This window comes from Thainema salinarum CENA647 (assembly GCF_057732415.1).
On the sequence record NZ_JBYJZJ010000022.1, the window covers coordinates 2,211,074 to 2,227,410 of the forward strand.

Annotated in this window: 15 protein-coding genes; 5 read left to right on the top strand and 10 right to left on the bottom strand. The window is 50.4% G+C overall.

Annotation, left to right across the window (positions count from 1 at the left end):
- Positions 1–24: 24 nt before the first annotated feature.
- Both phnE and AC286M_RS16655 read left to right on the top strand, forming a co-directional pair.
- Positions 25–825: a phosphonate ABC transporter, permease protein PhnE gene (gene phnE / locus AC286M_RS16650; protein WP_488205452.1), complete on the top strand. Its 801-nt coding sequence runs from the start codon at positions 25–27 to the stop codon at positions 823–825.
- Between the two features lie 240 nt (positions 826–1,065).
- Positions 1,066–1,734: an O-methyltransferase gene (locus AC286M_RS16655; protein ID WP_488205453.1), complete on the top strand. Its 669-nt coding sequence runs from the start codon at positions 1,066–1,068 to the stop codon at positions 1,732–1,734.
- A 423-nt stretch (positions 1,735–2,157) separates the two neighbouring features.
- On the opposite strand, the gene apcD is transcribed toward AC286M_RS16655, so the two are convergent.
- The gene (apcD, locus tag AC286M_RS16660) at positions 2,158–2,658 is read right to left on the bottom strand and encodes an allophycocyanin subunit alpha-B (protein ID WP_488205454.1); all 501 of its coding nucleotides are present in this window, start codon (positions 2,656–2,658) and stop codon (positions 2,158–2,160) included.
- Positions 2,659–2,727: 69 nt separating this feature from the next.
- Between apcD and rlmD the strand changes: the two genes are divergently transcribed.
- Positions 2,728–4,131 (top strand): 23S rRNA (uracil(1939)-C(5))-methyltransferase RlmD, encoded by a 1,404-nt coding sequence (rlmD, locus tag AC286M_RS16665; protein ID WP_488205455.1) that lies wholly within the window; start codon positions 2,728–2,730, stop codon positions 4,129–4,131.
- Positions 4,132–4,532: 401 nt separating this feature from the next.
- Here the strand turns inward: rlmD and AC286M_RS16670 are convergent, their stop codons facing one another.
- Positions 4,533–4,934 carry a response regulator gene (locus AC286M_RS16670; RefSeq protein WP_488205456.1) on the bottom strand — a complete coding sequence of 134 codons (402 nt, stop codon included), beginning with the start codon at positions 4,932–4,934 and terminating at the stop codon, positions 4,533–4,535.
- A 432-nt stretch (positions 4,935–5,366) separates the two neighbouring features.
- Here AC286M_RS16670 and AC286M_RS16675 point away from each other — a divergent pair, with 432 nt between their 5' ends.
- Positions 5,367–5,891: a hypothetical protein gene (locus AC286M_RS16675; RefSeq protein ID WP_488205457.1), complete on the top strand. Its 525-nt coding sequence runs from the start codon at positions 5,367–5,369 to the stop codon at positions 5,889–5,891.
- 27 nt (positions 5,892–5,918) lie between these two features.
- Here AC286M_RS16675 and folP read toward each other — a convergent pair whose 3' ends face one another.
- The 5 genes from folP to AC286M_RS16700 form a co-directional block, all read right to left on the bottom strand.
- Positions 5,919–6,779, bottom strand: coding sequence for a dihydropteroate synthase (folP, locus tag AC286M_RS16680; protein WP_488205458.1), 861 nt, complete (start codon positions 6,777–6,779; stop codon positions 5,919–5,921).
- A gap of 60 nt (positions 6,780–6,839) precedes the next feature.
- Positions 6,840–7,292: a DUF3531 family protein gene (locus AC286M_RS16685; RefSeq protein WP_488205459.1), complete on the bottom strand. Its 453-nt coding sequence runs from the start codon at positions 7,290–7,292 to the stop codon at positions 6,840–6,842.
- A gap of 85 nt (positions 7,293–7,377) precedes the next feature.
- The gene (locus tag AC286M_RS16690; RefSeq protein WP_488205460.1) at positions 7,378–8,379 is read right to left on the bottom strand and encodes a homogentisate phytyltransferase; all 1,002 of its coding nucleotides are present in this window, start codon (positions 8,377–8,379) and stop codon (positions 7,378–7,380) included.
- 128 nt (positions 8,380–8,507) lie between these two features.
- On the bottom strand, positions 8,508–9,380 hold the full coding sequence (locus tag AC286M_RS16695) for a methyltransferase domain-containing protein (RefSeq protein ID WP_488205461.1): 873 nt from the start codon (positions 9,378–9,380) through the stop codon (positions 8,508–8,510).
- Positions 9,381–9,683: 303 nt separating this feature from the next.
- Positions 9,684–10,328, bottom strand: a complete 645-nt coding sequence (locus AC286M_RS16700) for a helix-turn-helix transcriptional regulator (protein ID WP_488205462.1) — start codon at positions 10,326–10,328, stop codon at positions 9,684–9,686.
- A gap of 697 nt (positions 10,329–11,025) precedes the next feature.
- Between AC286M_RS16700 and AC286M_RS16705 the strand changes: the two genes are divergently transcribed.
- Positions 11,026–12,087: a hypothetical protein gene (locus AC286M_RS16705; RefSeq protein ID WP_488205463.1), complete on the top strand. Its 1,062-nt coding sequence runs from the start codon at positions 11,026–11,028 to the stop codon at positions 12,085–12,087.
- A 157-nt stretch (positions 12,088–12,244) separates the two neighbouring features.
- Here AC286M_RS16705 and bioD read toward each other — a convergent pair whose 3' ends face one another.
- The 3 genes from bioD to AC286M_RS16720 form a co-directional block, all read right to left on the bottom strand.
- Positions 12,245–12,925 carry a dethiobiotin synthase gene (gene bioD, locus AC286M_RS16710; RefSeq protein WP_488205464.1) on the bottom strand — a complete coding sequence of 227 codons (681 nt, stop codon included), beginning with the start codon at positions 12,923–12,925 and terminating at the stop codon, positions 12,245–12,247.
- A 4-nt stretch (positions 12,926–12,929) separates the two neighbouring features.
- Positions 12,930–14,828, bottom strand: a complete 1,899-nt coding sequence (locus AC286M_RS16715; RefSeq protein ID WP_488205465.1) for a protein kinase domain-containing protein — start codon at positions 14,826–14,828, stop codon at positions 12,930–12,932.
- A 255-nt stretch (positions 14,829–15,083) separates the two neighbouring features.
- On the bottom strand, positions 15,084–16,253 hold the full coding sequence (locus tag AC286M_RS16720; RefSeq protein WP_488205466.1) for a hypothetical protein: 1,170 nt from the start codon (positions 16,251–16,253) through the stop codon (positions 15,084–15,086).
- Between the last annotated feature and the right edge of the window lie 84 nt (positions 16,254–16,337).

The following is a 16,337-nucleotide window of genomic DNA, read 5'->3' on the forward strand; positions in this document are numbered from 1 at the left end:
CACTCCTCACTCTCTTACTTATCCATGCCTACCCCCTCTTACTCCTACCAACCTCCTGTCCGCTGGCAGCGCCCTTCTCCATTACTGTTTATCTTAGGGCTGATTCTACTTGGGGTATTTCTGCATGGAGTGTCGATTAGTGGGTTAACCCCAGAACGGATGGCTAGAGGGGTGTTTCGCCTCGCTGAATTCCTCAACGATGCCTTTCCGCCGGATGTTTCCCGTTTACCCAACATTCTCAAAGCAACACTGGAAACCTTTGAGATGGCACTGGTTGGCACAGTTTTCGGCGCATTGCTGAGTCTACCTCTTGCCCTGTTAGCCGCTAAAAACATGACGCCTCATCCAGTCATCTATGTCGCAACGCGCACGCTGATCGGCCTGCTGAGAGCCATTCCCGATCTTATCTGGGGCTTGATTTTTATTGTGGTTGTAGGTTTAGGGCCGGGGCCAGGTGTTTTGGCCATTACCGTTGATGTAATGGGTTTCTGCGGACGGTTTTTTGCTGAGCGAGTCGAGGAAATTGAACCCGGTACGGTCGAAGCATTGAGGGCACTTGGCGCATCACCAGCAGGTGTGGTGGTGGGTGCAATTTTGCCGGAAACACTGGCGTCATTTGTGGCATCAACGCTGTTTTCCTTAGAATCTTCGGTGCGTTCTGCGGTGGTCTTAGGACTGGTAGGTGCAGGCGGCATTGGTGTTGAACTGGCAACCTCAATGCAGCTTCTGCGCTACGATGAAGCGCTGACCATCATTTTAGTGATCTTCTTAGTCGTTATTATGGTTGAACAGATTTCGTCGGCCATTCGTAAACGCCTGATTTAATGCTTGATTTATATCAAGTCTGCGCGTAAGAACCCGATTTATTTTTTGTGAAACGTTTGCGAAGCAAACGTTTCACAAAAATAAATGATGGGTCTTCAACAAGAATTCATATTAATAGACTTTATTGGAAATAAGGTTTTTGGGGTCGGAAATTGTTTTGTAGCGCGGCGGAGCCGCGCTACAAAACAATTTCCGATAAAGTCTAATGCTTAATTTAAGGGCAAAATCAGTTAATGCAATATGAATCAACAGCAGTGGACGGCAGTAGATCAGTATTTTGCCGATGTCTTAGTACCATCTGACGCGGCTTTAGAGCAGGCGCTACAGGCTAGTCAATCGGCTGGTCTACCGCCTCATCAAGTAGCGGCCAATCAGGGCAAGCTATTACAGCTCATTGCTCAAATTCAAGGCGCTAGAAGGATTCTGGAAATCGGCACGTTGGGAGGCTACAGTACGATCTGGCTGGCACGAGCCGTACCAACAGACGGTCAAGTGGTAACGCTTGAAGCGAATCCTACCTATGCTGAAGTTGCCGCCCAAAATATTGCCAGGGCTGGTTTGGCCGAGCGCGTCGAGATTCGAATCGGTCGAGCCATTGAGACCTTATCGCAGCTTCTACAGGACAATGCGGCTCCTTTTGACCTAATCTTTATCGATGCCGACAAACCGAGTAATCCGGATTATCTGCACTGGTCTCTGAAGCTGTCTCGCCCCGGTACGGTAATCATTGGCGATAACGTCGTGCGCGATGGTGAGGTTGCCAATCCTGCCAATTCTGACCCCAAAGTGCAGGGTGTGCGCCGATTTTGCGAACTCATCGCGGCAGAACCCAGATTATCGGCCACAGCGATTCAAACAGTAGGCAGTAAAGGCTATGACGGATTTGCGATCGCACGCGTCATGTATTAACGAGTGATATCAAGTCCGATTTTATTTGTGCAGATAGTGCATGTGAGTAGTGCGATTAATGCGATCGCATATCCAAAAAACATGCCAAACAAAAAGTAGGCTAAACAAAAATTCTCCGCCTGTCAGAGCCACGCTGACCGAGGAAGGCCAACGCCTGCTTTGGCAGTGCGGAGAAATCTAAGAGCTCAGGCTAAAAAGAAATCGCTAAATCTCACATCTTGCACCTTGCAGTTTGAAAACCCGAAGAGGTTGTTTTGCCGCCGCATCGCGGCGGCAAAACAGCCCTTCTGGGTTTTGGTGCAAGATGTGAGTAAATCTCCTTAATGCCCATCGCCGATTGATTTTTCATGTTGCTGTGGAAGATCCAAGCAGCAGCAAGCTAGAATGCTTTATCTAAGATAAAAATCAAAGTTAAAAAGCGTTTTAGCCAACTGTGGTCTTTGCCATGCCTTGAATGAGGAAGTCAAAGTAGGGAGCTGCTTCTTGCGCATCTTCAGCGGAGAGCAAGCCCAAGGAAGCATCCTTGAGTGCCCGCATGGAATCTTCCATGCCTTTCATCGGCACACCTAATGCGTTGTACATTTCGCGCGCACCAATTACACCAATTTTTTCAATTGGATCTTTGCTGCCGGACAAAATGCCGTAGGTGATTAGACGTAGGTACCAGCCATAGTCACGAATGCACAAAGCACGCTGACGGTCGCCATAGGCATTGCCACCGGGTTGAATATACTCCGGATGCTTTTGCCACAGACGACGGCTAGATTCGTCCACGATTTTCTTTTGGTTTTCATTGAGGATTTCAACAATGCGGAGCCGCTGCTCCCCAGTGCTGAGGAAATCTTCAATCGCTTTTAGTTCTCCGCTAGTGGGATAGCGAAGCTGATCGTCGGCGTTGAGAATAACTTGACTAACTACACTCATGATTATCAGAGCATTCAGATAGGAATATCTCTGACAGTGTAACGATTTGAGGGGCCTCAAGGGAAGAGAATGACTACACTAAACCGTAACGATTCGCAACATTCAAGCTCAGATTCGCTCTGGGAGCAGGGTTCAATTCTGGAGCTGGAGGTGATTGACCTGAGCGACAGCGGCGATGGCGTGGGGCGCTGGCAGCAGCGAGTCGTGTTTATTCCAGACACGGTACCGGGCGACAGGGTTCGCGTTAGATTGGTCCATGTTAAGAAATCTTACGCTCACGCCAAATTGTTATCGGTCTTAACACCATCGCGCGATCGCATTCGGCCAGCCTGCATCGTGGCAGATAAGTGCGGCGGCTGTCAGTGGCAGGTGGTGAGCTATGAACGTCAGCTAGAGGCTAAGCGAAACCAGGTGATACAGGCGCTGGAGCGGATTGGTGGATTTGAGCAGCCGCAAGTCGAACCTGTGTTGGCGATCGGTGACGCTCTGCACTATCGCAATAAGGCAACCTATCCCCTGAGTCGCAATGCGGAGGGGCAGGTGCAGGCGGGCTACTACCGCAAGGGTAGCCATCGGCTCGTGAATCTCAATCAGTGTCCGGTACAGGACGAGCGGTTGAATCCCTTACTCGCTCAGGTGAAGCAAGATATTCAGCAGCGGGGCTGGTCGATCTACAATGAGGAACGCCATCAGGGACGATTACGCCATTTGTCGTTACGAATCGGACGGCGAACGGGAGAAATTCTGTTAACGCTGGTGACAACGGATTGGCGGCTGGACGAGATTGAAGAACAGGCGGCCCTGTGGCTAGAGCAGTACCCCGATCTAGTCGGCGTGGCGCTGAATTTAAACTGCGATCGCACTAACCGCATTTTGGGTGCAGAAACTCGTTGCGTTGCTGGAGAACCTACTCTGACTGAGGTATTCGCTGGACTGCAATTCAAGATTCAACCCACGACCTTCTTCCAAATCTACACCGAGCAAACAGAAGCCTTGTTGGATGTGGTGATGCAGGAACTGAATCCTCAAGGTGAGGATATTCTATTGGATGCCTACTGTGGCATTGGTACGCTGACCTTGCCCCTGGCTCAACGAGTCCAATATGCGATCGGCATCGAAGTTCAAGCTGAATCTGTTGGACAGGCCCGACAAAATGCGACATTAAACCAGATTCACAATGTGGAATTTCAGGCGGGCAAAGTGGAAACCTGCTTGAAGTCCTTAAACATGCAGCCCAATCTCGTTTTACTCGATCCACCTCGCAAAGGCTGTGCAACGGCTGTACTGGAGCAGCTTCGTCAGCTTCAACCCCAAAAAATCGCTTATATTAGCTGCAACCCAGCCACATTAGCGCGTGATCTGAAGCATTTGTGTGCCGATGGTCAATATCAGTTCATTCGTGTGCAACCTGCTGATTTTTTCCCACAAACGGCTCATGTTGAATGTGCTGCTTTCCTGGAACTCCAGCATTAAGCAGTATTGATCCGCATTAATTTATAGATAGTTGTCGCCATTGGGGTTGGGGCATTTACAAAACAGCGTTCATATTTTGAACACTGTTAGATTTTCTCTCTGCCTGAACTAATATGGCTACTGCTATGAAGCACCTGAATAAGTAGGTTGGCATAAATAAACGCATACAAAAAACCAGGGGAGCGCCCCGGAGGGGCGCTCCCCTGGTTTTTTAGTTATGCATTTATTCATATGCAGCTACTTAGAACACCTAAATTCGATGCTGATTAGCTAACAAATGCTTTAACACTGTTGTCTGATAATGTTTTGATTTTGAATGTAGTTTCTCAAGCGGTTGATTAAAGCTTTTTGACTAAGAAATATTAAAAGCACAACTGTATTCGTCAAACAGTTATGAAACGTCACACGGCTTGACAATGGCACACTTGTTTGGCACTTGCTGATTCGACTAGCGAAGTCAATACGTCTGTGCTTAGGGGATTGACTAAAAATCCATCTAAGCCTGGATTCTCCTCTCGATGAATCCAACTCGATGCATCACTATCAGCCACTGATAGGATCGTCGTGTGCGTTAAACCAGATGCCGCGCGAACCTGCTTAATAAAGCTGTTGGGCCAATGAACATGCTCTCCCATGAGTAAAACCAAACACGGGTGAACGTGATAGGCGTAGTTCAGGGCCTGTTGCAGTGATGTGGCAACGACAATTGGACAGTTCAACCGTTTGAATGGCAAATGCCAGCTAATGGCAAGCCTTAATTCCAAATCAACGATGAGGACTGGATCGGAATGTGGCGTATTCATAATGGAACAGCATAATGCAGGGACGAAAGAGCCAATTGATTTGCTGGCATGTGCCTAGCAAAGTTACACGCATCCGTAATTTAGAATCCGAGTATCCATCATCGTTCTAATTGCATGTTTTGGTGACATCCTTCAGGCTTTTTTAGCCTTTGTGCATTAAAAGTAGTTATTTATTTTTCGTTTAGATTTTGATGAAGAATATTTACCTTTTTGTGTGGGCTTTTGAAGGAGCTTGTGAGACTTGTTGAAGTTAGCAGGCAGCGGTATGGCGTAAAGCGCTCTTTAAAAATTAATATTTTCAATTGTTAAGTCGCTGCACATAATTGGCTAAATTCAAAAGTCTAAACATGTCGGTTTTGGGCAAGTTCTGCCCGCGAAAAATAAAGGCTAGGATGCCAAAACAGTTCAAATATCGTTATTTCCGCATTTCTGATGATTTTTCGAAGCATTAACATTCAATCTATTGGCCTTGCTGTTGGAGCCGGACTGGTAGCGCTCGTCTCAGGCTGCACAAATGAGGTCGTTGCCAACTATGATGCGATCGCAGAAGTGTCCTACACCTGGCAAGTTAACTACACCGAAGGCTCGGATCGCCCGAATGACGTTCGCCGCGAGCAGTTTGCCTCCACGTCGCTGATTAATCAAAATGGGGAACTGCCCGTTGGTTCTGTGACTGGCCCAGACGATCAGGGACTCTGGTGGCCAGAGTTGCCGCCACGTCCGACAGTAAATGAGATTGAAGCGCGGCAGAGAAGCTCCCAGGAGCGAGCTAGTGCGCCGGAGTTAATCAAAAATGTGGACTACCGCATCACGTTTCAGCAGGATGGTGAAACGGTAACACTGCCGACCGAATATTCGGTTTATCGAGCAGCGGTGAAGGCGTATGAGCAGGATGCCGCACTAGAACTGACCGTGATTGATAATGTGCGGGTGGAGAAGGCGGAGGTTGTGGAGTAGCACTGTGCGACTACTGATTTGTCCAGCTTATTGTCGCCAGATGGCGTCGGCAACTTTGCAGACATCGGCCATTTCGGCAACATCGTGAACTCGTAGGATATCGGCTGAGTTTGCGATCGCAGCGCAGCAGGTGGCAGCGGTGCCCCAAATGCGCTGTTGGGGGGCAGGTTGGTTGATGATTTTGCCGATAAAGCTTTTACGAGAAGTCCCCACTAGTAACGGATAGCCCAGTGCCCGTAGTTCCGGCAAGTGGCGCAGCAGCTTAATGTTCTGCTCGGCGGTTTTGGCAAAGCCGATGCCTGGATCGAGGGCAATGTATTCCGGTTTGATGTCCGCTGCGATCGCAGTTTCCACCTGCTGCTGGATTGCAGCGGCAATGTCTCCGACCAGATCGGTATAATCGGTCATCTGCTGCATGGTCTGGGGTGTGCCGCGCATGTGCATCAGGATGATCGGCACGTTGAGCGCAGCGGCGACTGAAAGAATTTCCGGTTCAAACATGCCGCCGGAAATGTCGTTGATGATATCTGCTCCGGCTGCGATCGCGCGTTTGGCGACTTCGGCCCGAGTCGTATCAACTGAAATGGGGACGGTTGTCATCCAGTCCATCTGGCGCAGGGTTTGGATAATGGGAATCACCCGCTCAATTTCCGCCTCTAGCGTAATCTGCTCGGCTCCAGGACGAGTAGACTGGCCGCCGATGTCCAAAATATCAGCTCCCGCTTCTGCCATCCGCTGGGCTTGTTCTAGCGCCGAATTGAGAGTATTGAACTGCCCTCCGTCGCTGAAGCTGTCGGGCGTGACGTTGAGAATGCCCATCAGATAGGTGCGCTGACCCCATTCAAATGTGCGATCGCGCAATTGCCAAGCCGACGACTTCAATTTCACGTTCTTCATTCCTCCCGCAGTCAAGGTGGGCACTGCCCACCCTACGTATTGATTCATCTCCTAACTATCAACATCTGCAAACGTATCTTGCGCTGTTCTAGGAACCGGCCAGTCTTCGTTTTCGCCGCCGATGATGATCCGTTGGATATCCACATAGTCTTTGCTGAACTGGTGGAATACATTGATTAACACATCCAGTGCGATCGCATCTGTGGTGCCTAAGTCAAACCAGCAGCGGGCCCAATTGCCCTCGTATTCGATATCGCCCATGTTGTGCATCAGCGCCATGAAGCTGTCGTCGGCTTGATCGGAGTTGTAGTCCATGTAGCTGATTTCTAGACCCGTCTCCTGCACTTGCAGATTTTCAGCGTTGAACCCACCTAGCTTGCCGAGAAAGAACCAGGAGTCGAACACTTCTTCGACATACTGGCGCTCCATGATTGACGGTACGGTGGCAAATTCCACCCAAATCCAAAGATTGAAAAAGTCAGTTTCTCGAAATTCAACACGCATGGACTGCTTGCACTATCTAACAGGGCAGAACTGACTCTAGCACTCAATCCGGCTGGGCATCAATCTCCACAGCTAGAAACTGGATTTAACCGAGCAGACAAGCAGCGGGAAAAATTAAATACTCAATAAAAAATAGCTTCCAGATGAACTGATAAAACTGGGGATAGGTAAGGGGCTGCGATGACAGCTTTGGGATAGCCTTCACTCTGCGATTTTGCCAGTTAACGCGCCAGCTATAAATCCAGCAGAGTGCAAGGGCAATAGCGTGACTGACGATCAGCAGCGGCGCATTCACGTTGGGCAACAGGATACCCGCCAGAATCATGCCCAAATAGCAAATTGTCAAAATCCAGCGCGCCAGGTTGAATACGGCCTCTTGGCCCATCTGTACGGTAAACGTTTGGATATTGAACCGCCGATCGCCTTCGATGTCAGGTATGTCTTTGAAAATTGCGATCGCAATACTAAACACCACCACAAAAGCCGTCAGCACCCAAACCGCAGCAGGAATAGTGAGCTGGCTAAGGTCATTCCAGGCTGCACCGAGAAATCGCTGCTGATAGTGCAGATACAGCCCCAAATTGACGATGCCACCCCGCACCGACAGAATACAGACCGAGGCCCAGAAGGCGAATCGCTTCAGCCGAATTGGAGGTAGGGAATATGCTGTACCGATCAGCAAACTAGAGCCAACGGTCGCCAATAAAAAAATGCCCTGACTGAGGGCAATCAGCAGGGCTAGCGTACCAGTGATACTGATAATTGCGATCGCAGTGCGACGAGAAAACTGACCCGAGGCGACGGGTAAATGAGGTTTGTTGATCCGATCAATCTCAACATCGGCAATCTGGTTTAGCCCCACGATATAAATGTTGCCGCAGATACAGGCGAGCCAAGCGGAAAGTAAAAGTGCGATCGCGCTACCGATAGGAGGAATGCCGACAAAACTCCAGGCAATTAGCCACAGACCCATCGCACTGAGGCTGGTACCAATAATCGTATGGGGGCGAGAAAATCGCCACAGGGCACGGAACCATAATTTTGGCTGGCGCAGGATAGAAATTGGGGCACTCGATTGGGAAGTCACAGACACGTTGAAAAATTTTAAATATAGACAGACATCTCAATCAGATTACCGTCAGGATCCCTAAAATACACAGATTCAGTTGCTCCTAATGCACCCGTTCTCTGAACTGGCCCTTCGATGATCGCGAATCATTCCGCTTTTGTGGCAGCTAGCACTCCGTAGCGCACCAGCCCAGTTTGATAACCCCGACTCATTAAACCCAGCGCCAATGCGCCGCGAATCGTGGGCCATCCTGCTTTCAGCAGTCCAACTAATGCCTGTGGTTCAAACGCCGATTCAATGACATGCGTCCAGAACGGCGCAACGGCAGTTGACCAGTCCGAAACTCGGATGTTCTGAAAGCCAACTTCTGCTGCGATCGCATGATATTCCGGCAGCGAAATTACGTAGGGCAAGCAGTAAACATCATAAATTTCTTCTAAATGCTCCTGCTCGTCAGGCGTTAGTGCGCCGCCCTCTACTGCATCGGTGGGACGGTGACACCAGGTCGCCATTAAAAAAGTGCCGCCCGGTTGCAAAACGCGGTAGCACTCCCGTAAAAACTGCACCTTATCCGGCATGTGTTCGCCGCTTTCCATTGACCAGACGAAATCAAAGGAATTGTGATCAAACGGCATATCCAGCGCATCGGCAACCTGAAAAAACGCCTGTGGCGTTCGCTTAGCATCGGCCAGATTAGCAGCCTGCGATCGCTCAGTGGCTCGGTTAGCCTGAAACGGACTGAGCGTAATTCCCATCGCATCGGCCTGAAATTTCTCGGCCAGATACAGCGAACTGCCGCCAATGCCGCAGCCTACATCGAGGATCTGCTTGGCATCGGTTACACTGCCCCATTTCAGCAGTTGCTCAATCAAATCAATTTGCGCTTGGCGGCGATCCTTTTTCAGATTGCCGGCAACGCCGTAATAACCGTGATGCATATGCTCCCCCCAAATTTGCTCCCATAAATCGGAGGAGGCATCGTAAAACGCTTGAATATTTTGCCGTAGTGTCGCAGTCATGCTAAACCCGTTGCGTCCCTGTGGTGAATGGATGGCATATGCCTTATCTCATCGTGCCGTGCATCCTGGAAATTGCACATGAACTAATGCTTTTTACAAAAAGAATTTATTTAGTCAGGATGCTTTATTAAGCTTGCTTTCACTAAACCATAAAAAACAAGTAAATGTCGCTAGGTCATGACCATTTACGCACAGAGATTACACACAGAAAACCCCAAAAGGGAAGGGTGTGCCGCATTGCAGCACACCCTTCCCTTTTGGAGGCTTAGGCTGATTCAACTTCACGCCCGGAGTCTGAAAACGTCAGAACGATTGAATATCGCGAGCTTTAGCCAAGATATTCTTAACGTGGCGCTTCACAGTGTTTTGGGTAATGTAGAGCTGTTTGGCGATGTCTTTGTAAGAATATCCGGCCCGACGTAACGTCCAGACTTCTGTTTCACGCGGGGTGAAGCCATACTTGCGAGCATCTGCGATCGCAAGATTTTGAATCGACTGAGAGCGATCTTCCAGCGTCACCAGTAGGCAAGCACCCTGTTCAATATCGACCCACTGCACCCGCACGCGGATCGTAGAGCCTTCCTCAGTTACGATTTCAGATTCGGGGGCAACTTTTTGTTCGGGAAAAATCTGGCGGCTTTCAATCATGGCTTGGCTAACTCGGCGGACGGAAGGGGGCACAGAATCGGCATAGCCTGCCTGCTCCTGAAGCCGACGGCAAATCCGGCGAGCCCGGCCATTCATCATTAAAATTTCACCCTGTTCGCTCAGGATAATTAGCCCATCGACGAAGCCTTCCAAAATCGCCTGCATTAAAAGTAGCCGATTAGCATGGCCAGATGAAGCTGGCTTTTGTGCAGATTGAACAGGTTGAACAGACGGGTGGCGACGACTTGTCAGCTGGTCAAATTCGCGGACAGGATTGGGTTTGACTGGCATCGAAATCATAATTTTCTCCTTCAGTAGCCCATAGGGGGAATTGGGCGTTCGTTACTTCTTCACGTTGTTACTCTCATTGTGTTGCCAGCATTTATGAAGACACAATGAGTGGTATGTATCAAACACCAGTGACCTGAAGTAAAATGAAGGGCACTGAAGCATACCGAAGTGAGATGAAGGAGGGTGAAGTTTTTAAAGTCGTCTATTTATTAAAGTGTCTAAAAAGTGGCTACCAGAAAGCCAATTCGGTAACGCAGGCTAATTTCGAAGGCGTGTATTACCTGTGTTAATCAACAGCTTGTACGAAAGGGATGCATCCAGACCACGCAAAAACATTGTCATGGGTAACAGTCAAAAGCCTCTATTGGCCTTAGATTCAAGAAACTCAAGGTAGCACTACAGGCCAAGCTAAGCCTGTAATTTTAACCTCATCAATTTCAACCTGACTTAAACCTGGCATGGCTGCTGAGTTAAGCGCTGAACTTGAATACAAGTCAGTCTATGCGTCAATGCAGCACACCCAATCAGGTCAACCCGACGCTACTGAAGCTCAATACGTATGACTGATAGCGTATGGCAAATAAATAGGGTTGATAGTGTTTGCTCTATACCCGTGATTTATTCTTGCAGGTCTGCTTACTGAAAACATCACCCACCCAGGGTGAATTGTTGTCCGGCACAGTTCATCACCTTATTTATCGGGTTTATGTCTCTCAATACCTTGACTGATCTATCTCCCAATCAAGTCGATCACTATTTCCCCCGCGCTACTCAGCGGCAACATGTGGTCAAACTGTCTCGCCGGGTAGGCTTCACGCGGCGCAGAGCGGAATGTTTTGTGCGGCTGATTGCCTACCTGATGCTGAAATCACTTGATGAACAGGGGCAAGCCCTACCTGATTCCATCACAGAACTGACGGCACCAAATGACTATGTTTCTTGTACGTTGCGAGAAGCATTTGAACTGTTCTATGGGGATAGCGATCGCGGCAGTGAACGGTCAGCCGGAATGATGCTGGATGAACTGGTGAAGCTGGGCGTTATCGACAAGCAGTTTGATGGGAACACACTCTGCATTAAGATCCGCTCTTTACCGCAGTCATTTGAATCGGCGGATGAGTCGGCTGCAGTCAATGAACCACTCCGATTTGCACCGGATGACTTTAATCCCAATACCGATGCAGTGTTAGTATCGCGATTTTTGGCTACCAACTACAACTGGATGAATGCCAGTGCAAAAGCTGTCCCAGCTAAGATTGCCCGCCTGTTGCGCAAATGGTCACGGGAATATGCTAAGGGCATTCGGGTGCTGCGGCGAATGGATAATCAACAGCCCGTGGGCTGCTACATTCTGTTTCCGGTTGCGGCTGAATCAGAAGACAATTTCTGTCTGCCGCCGAGCCGGGGGTTACACCTCAGCACAAACGCCGTGGATGACCCCTTTCAAATGGCGCAGCCGGGAGATTTGACCTGTACGGCACTACTAGTTCGCAGCATCATGATTGACCGTCCCTATATGCAGCCTGAGGCGCTGCGAATCATTTTGGAAGACGGCAAACAATGCATGCTGTCCATCCGAGAGGATTTCCCTAATGTCTGCGACCTCTACGGTTTGACGATTCATCCTATGTATGAGGAACTCGCGCGCGTCACGGGCTTCCAGAAAATCGACACTGACCCCCACCTATCGATCCACTGGATTTATCAAGCTCTCGATCATTATTTGCAGCTTGATGTGGCTCAAGCCGTTACCCAGTTGAAGCTGTGATCTTAACTGGAATCACCATAAATGATGGGTCTTCGACCGGATTTGACATAAGGAACAGCAAGTGACCCAACAATTGGGGATAGAAATCTCGCCAAGCGGGGTTTCTATCCCCAGTTATTCTCTGGCTTTGCGCCCATTCGTGCTAGATATAGCCTGCCTAAATGGGCAATAGCCGTTCGATATCGAGATTAGAGGCAACTTGGGCTAGTTTGCTTAAATCAGTGGGGTCACTGAGGTGAGGAATACAGCCCAGCACAGGAACTTGGGTCAGTTTTTGGATGAGATTTTTCGGTGTCCACTGATCAATTTCAGCTTGCGATCTCACTTCCGTACAATTTAAGACCAGTCCCCGCAGATGAATGCGAGATTGGCGAGCGAGAGCAACATTGGCAACCGCTTGGGAAATACACCCTAGACGCACGGGTACAACCAGAACAACCGGAATCCGCCAATCCCAGGCCCAGTCCGCAACAGTGGTTTCGCGCGTAACTGGAGAGCCAAGACCACCAAGCGACTCAACTAGGACAAAATCACGCTCCCGCTGAAGAGCCTCAAACGTTCGCCAGACCTTTTCGAGATCCACAGATTTACCTGCTTTTTCGGCAGCGAGAGGTGGAGCCAGTGGTGCGTCAAAGGCCACGGGAGTAATTTGCTCAGAGGTCTGCGCCAAATCAAATAGATCGAGATACAGTTCGCGATCGCCCAATCCAGACTGGATCGGTTTCATCAGTCCCAGAGATCGATCGGTGCAGTAGGTTTGCCAGTAGGCGACCAGGGCCGAGGTCAATACAGTTTTGCCCACTTCGGTATCGGTACCTGCAATCAAAAGTGCCTTCACGCTGCTACTCCACACTGCCGTTAATCACGCTTATTTCTAATGTATAGTTCGCTGGCCCTTCTGAGAAAACATCGATCTGATAATCACCGCTGCGCGTCAGTTCTGACTGCCAGAAAATGATGCGGCGGGCGTTTTCCACGGGGTTACCATTGGGATAGCGCACGGTGAAAGAAGCGGCACCTTCTAGAATTTCGGCACTCATAATCTGTCCGGCCTGGGCATTGACTAAATACCGCTGAATGATGCCAGTATCCGTGCGGCCAAAAACGGTCGTGCCCGTGCTGTCCTCTGGAAACTGCACCCGTTCTTCGATGATTTCAGGCTCAATGGGAGTCGGTTCAGGAGTAGGTGTTTCCGTCGGAGTAGGACTAGGCTTCGGTGCGGCTTCTACGGTCAGCTCTAGGCGATAGTCGCTTTCGGCTAGGCCCTGCACTGGACGGAGCTGGACGGTGTATTGACCGCTAAAGTTGAGCGGCCCTTGCCAGCGCAGCACTCGCTCTGCGTCGCTGCTCACCACTTCGCCATTCGGTGCAATCAGGGTCAGCAGCACTCCTTCACCCCGCAATTGGGCATTGAGCGACTGATCCTGCTCGGCCTCAAAGCGATAGTTAATGGTTTCATTCTCCTGTAGCGTGCCGTCAAATTCGCGGGTCACGCCGGGCTGGAGCTCAATCCGCTGGCTATACTCCACTGGCTCTGTCTCGGTGGGCGTTGGAGATGGCGTTTCGGTCGGGGTTTCAGTCACCGTTTCCGTTGGTGTTGGGCTGGCTGTATCCGATGAGTTTAGCGATCGCACAATGGCCCATGAGCCAAATCCGGCTGCGATCGCAAGTAAAATTCCCACCAGCGCAATCACCCAAGGATTATCCCACATGCTTTCTTCAGCAGAATAAGCGGGCTGCGTAGCGGAGGCGGGTCGGGTATTGGAGCGCGGAACAGGACGCTCCTCGGGACGGCGACCTACAGCAACCGTGTTCATCTGAGATACGTTGTCTGGGCGAGGCGCAGGTGCTGGCGTTGGCTGCGATTGGGGCGCAACCGGATTGGGCATTGCCGTGGGCGGCATGGCGGAACCGTCCTGCAAATCCTGTGCCATTTCCCGCACCGACTGGTAGCGATCGCCGGGACGGTAGCTGAGCGCTTTGTTCAATACCTGAGCCAGGTGTGGCCCCACGTTGACCCACTGCTGCCAGCGCCAGGTGCTGTTGTGGTCGTCATAAAGCTGCTGGGGCTCGCGCCCGGTCAGCAGCACGATAGCGGTAACAGCCAAAGAATAGAGATCGCTACTGGGATAGGCGTTGCCCGTCTGCATTTGTTCGCTGGGCGCATAGCCAAATTTGCCAACGGTGGTGGCCTGCACTTCGGTATCCAGCTGGAGGCGGGTGACGACTTCTTTCACGACGCCAAAGTCAATCAGCACAGGCTGCTGATCCATCTGTCGCAGAATGATGTTGTCCGGCGTAATGTCGCGATGAATAATATTTTTGCTGTGGATATGGGCCAGCAGGGGCAGCATTTGCTGCAAAAACTGATAAGTTTCGGCTTCAGAGAAAGCCATGCCCTGACCAATCCGGTCGTTGAGCAGGGCGCGGTAGGTTTTGCCTTCCACATAATCCTGCACCAGAAACAGCCGTCCATCCTGCTCGAAGGTGGCGCGAAACTGGGGAATCTGGGGATGCTGAATCTGATAGAGAATCGCGGCTTCCCGCTGAAAAAGCTCTTTGGCCTTATCGGAAAAGTCGGCATCGGACTGGGAGGGCACAAATTCTTTGATGGCACAGCGCTCTTGAAAACGACCCAGATCTTCAGCCAAATAGGTACGGCCAAAGCCACCCTGACCGAGGATGCTCAGGATGCGATAGCGATTTTGTAAGACTGTGCCAACTGCCAGCGAAGAAATCATGACTCCCCACTTTTCCTCTTAAACCGTATCCAGCATACTACTGCGGATTGAAAATCGGCGGGGATGCTGTTGGGGTTTGCAAAGTGCAATACAGTAGCTTACGCTCGAACGACGGTTGAGAAGCCAGCTATCCTTGGCTGCTTGCAGTCTTGTCAGAAAGAAGACTGATGTTCATGCGATCGCACTTCTAACCTGCAAGATGCTTACATTGTTGCTTACATCGTACAGAGAATACTCGTGTCCGATTTCGGTTTTTTACTGGCCTTTCCACTGTTTGACTAATGGATCAGCGTCAATTGCTTTTTTGATTTCAGTTTGTCGGCGATTTTGGTCGTGGGTAATCCCATCCAGCGTGTTGCCTAAGCCAGGGGCATTCCACTGTCCCGTATCAGGATTAATAAATGATCGAACCCTAGCCCACAGAATCGCTTCTGACCCCAGCAGCCCCATTTGGTAGGCTTGCGCTAAGCGGTCAATGTACCCTTCACGGCCTAGTGCGGCTAAAGGAGCCTGATTGGCCAGATCAATCCCGTTGAGTTCCTCTTCTAGGTCGAGCTGTATTTGGTAGGTTGCCGCTTTTTGCCGCAGTTCAATGGCCTGATTCTTGAGCCGATTCAACTGCTTACGATCGGCTTCATCCGGAGAACTGGCACCGTGCTGGTAGGAAAAGCTGCCCATATTCCAAACGCCATTGCCGGGGTCAGTATGTCCGTGGTAAGCGGGATTGTAACCACCATCCGGTCGGCGAGTGCCCTCCGCGCTGCCAACGCTGCGAGCCACCAGAGACTCCGAACCGCCCTCGAATAGAGAATCTAAATTCTGATAGGGACGAGCGGAGAGATTCGGAGCGCTGAATGTTGTACTCGGTTCAGACTGGGGTGGTTTGGGTTGAGCCGGGGCAGAGGGTTTTGGGCTGGGACTCGATGATGCGACTGGCGGCGATGCTGGCGGCGAAGACGATGACTGCGACTCTGTATCTTGAAAAAGCGCTTGAAACTGAGGATTTTGCCGAACTTCTGCCGGTGTGAGCGCGACTTTTGACTCAGACGGAGCGGCTTGTGATGAGGTATCAACATCAAATCCAACTGAGCCAGAAGACTCGGTTGAGCGAGAGGGATCTGAATCTAACTGCGATCGCACTTCGTCCTGCTGTTCTTCACGGCTCAAATCCGATGAGGCCAATAGCTGCTCGGCTCCGGGGGGAACGGGGGGAAGTACATTAGCCGCGCTATCAGAAACCGCAGGCTGCAAGGGTGCGGCGGCAGAGGGTGCTGCTGCCGTAGCGGAAAAGTTGGGCAGTGAGTCAACCTGATCAGCAGGTTGTTCTAAATCAAACGTGAGGGCATAGTCGGCAGCATGGGCAACAGTTGGACTGCTAGTTGCGATCGCAAGTACGCCAATTGAAATCCAGGTGGTTTGAGTCATGGCTATTCTGGGAAGCTCTAGGGCTGAGTCAACTTGTGAAGCAACTCTAGTTGACTTAATTAGAATAGTACAATTGAATCAATA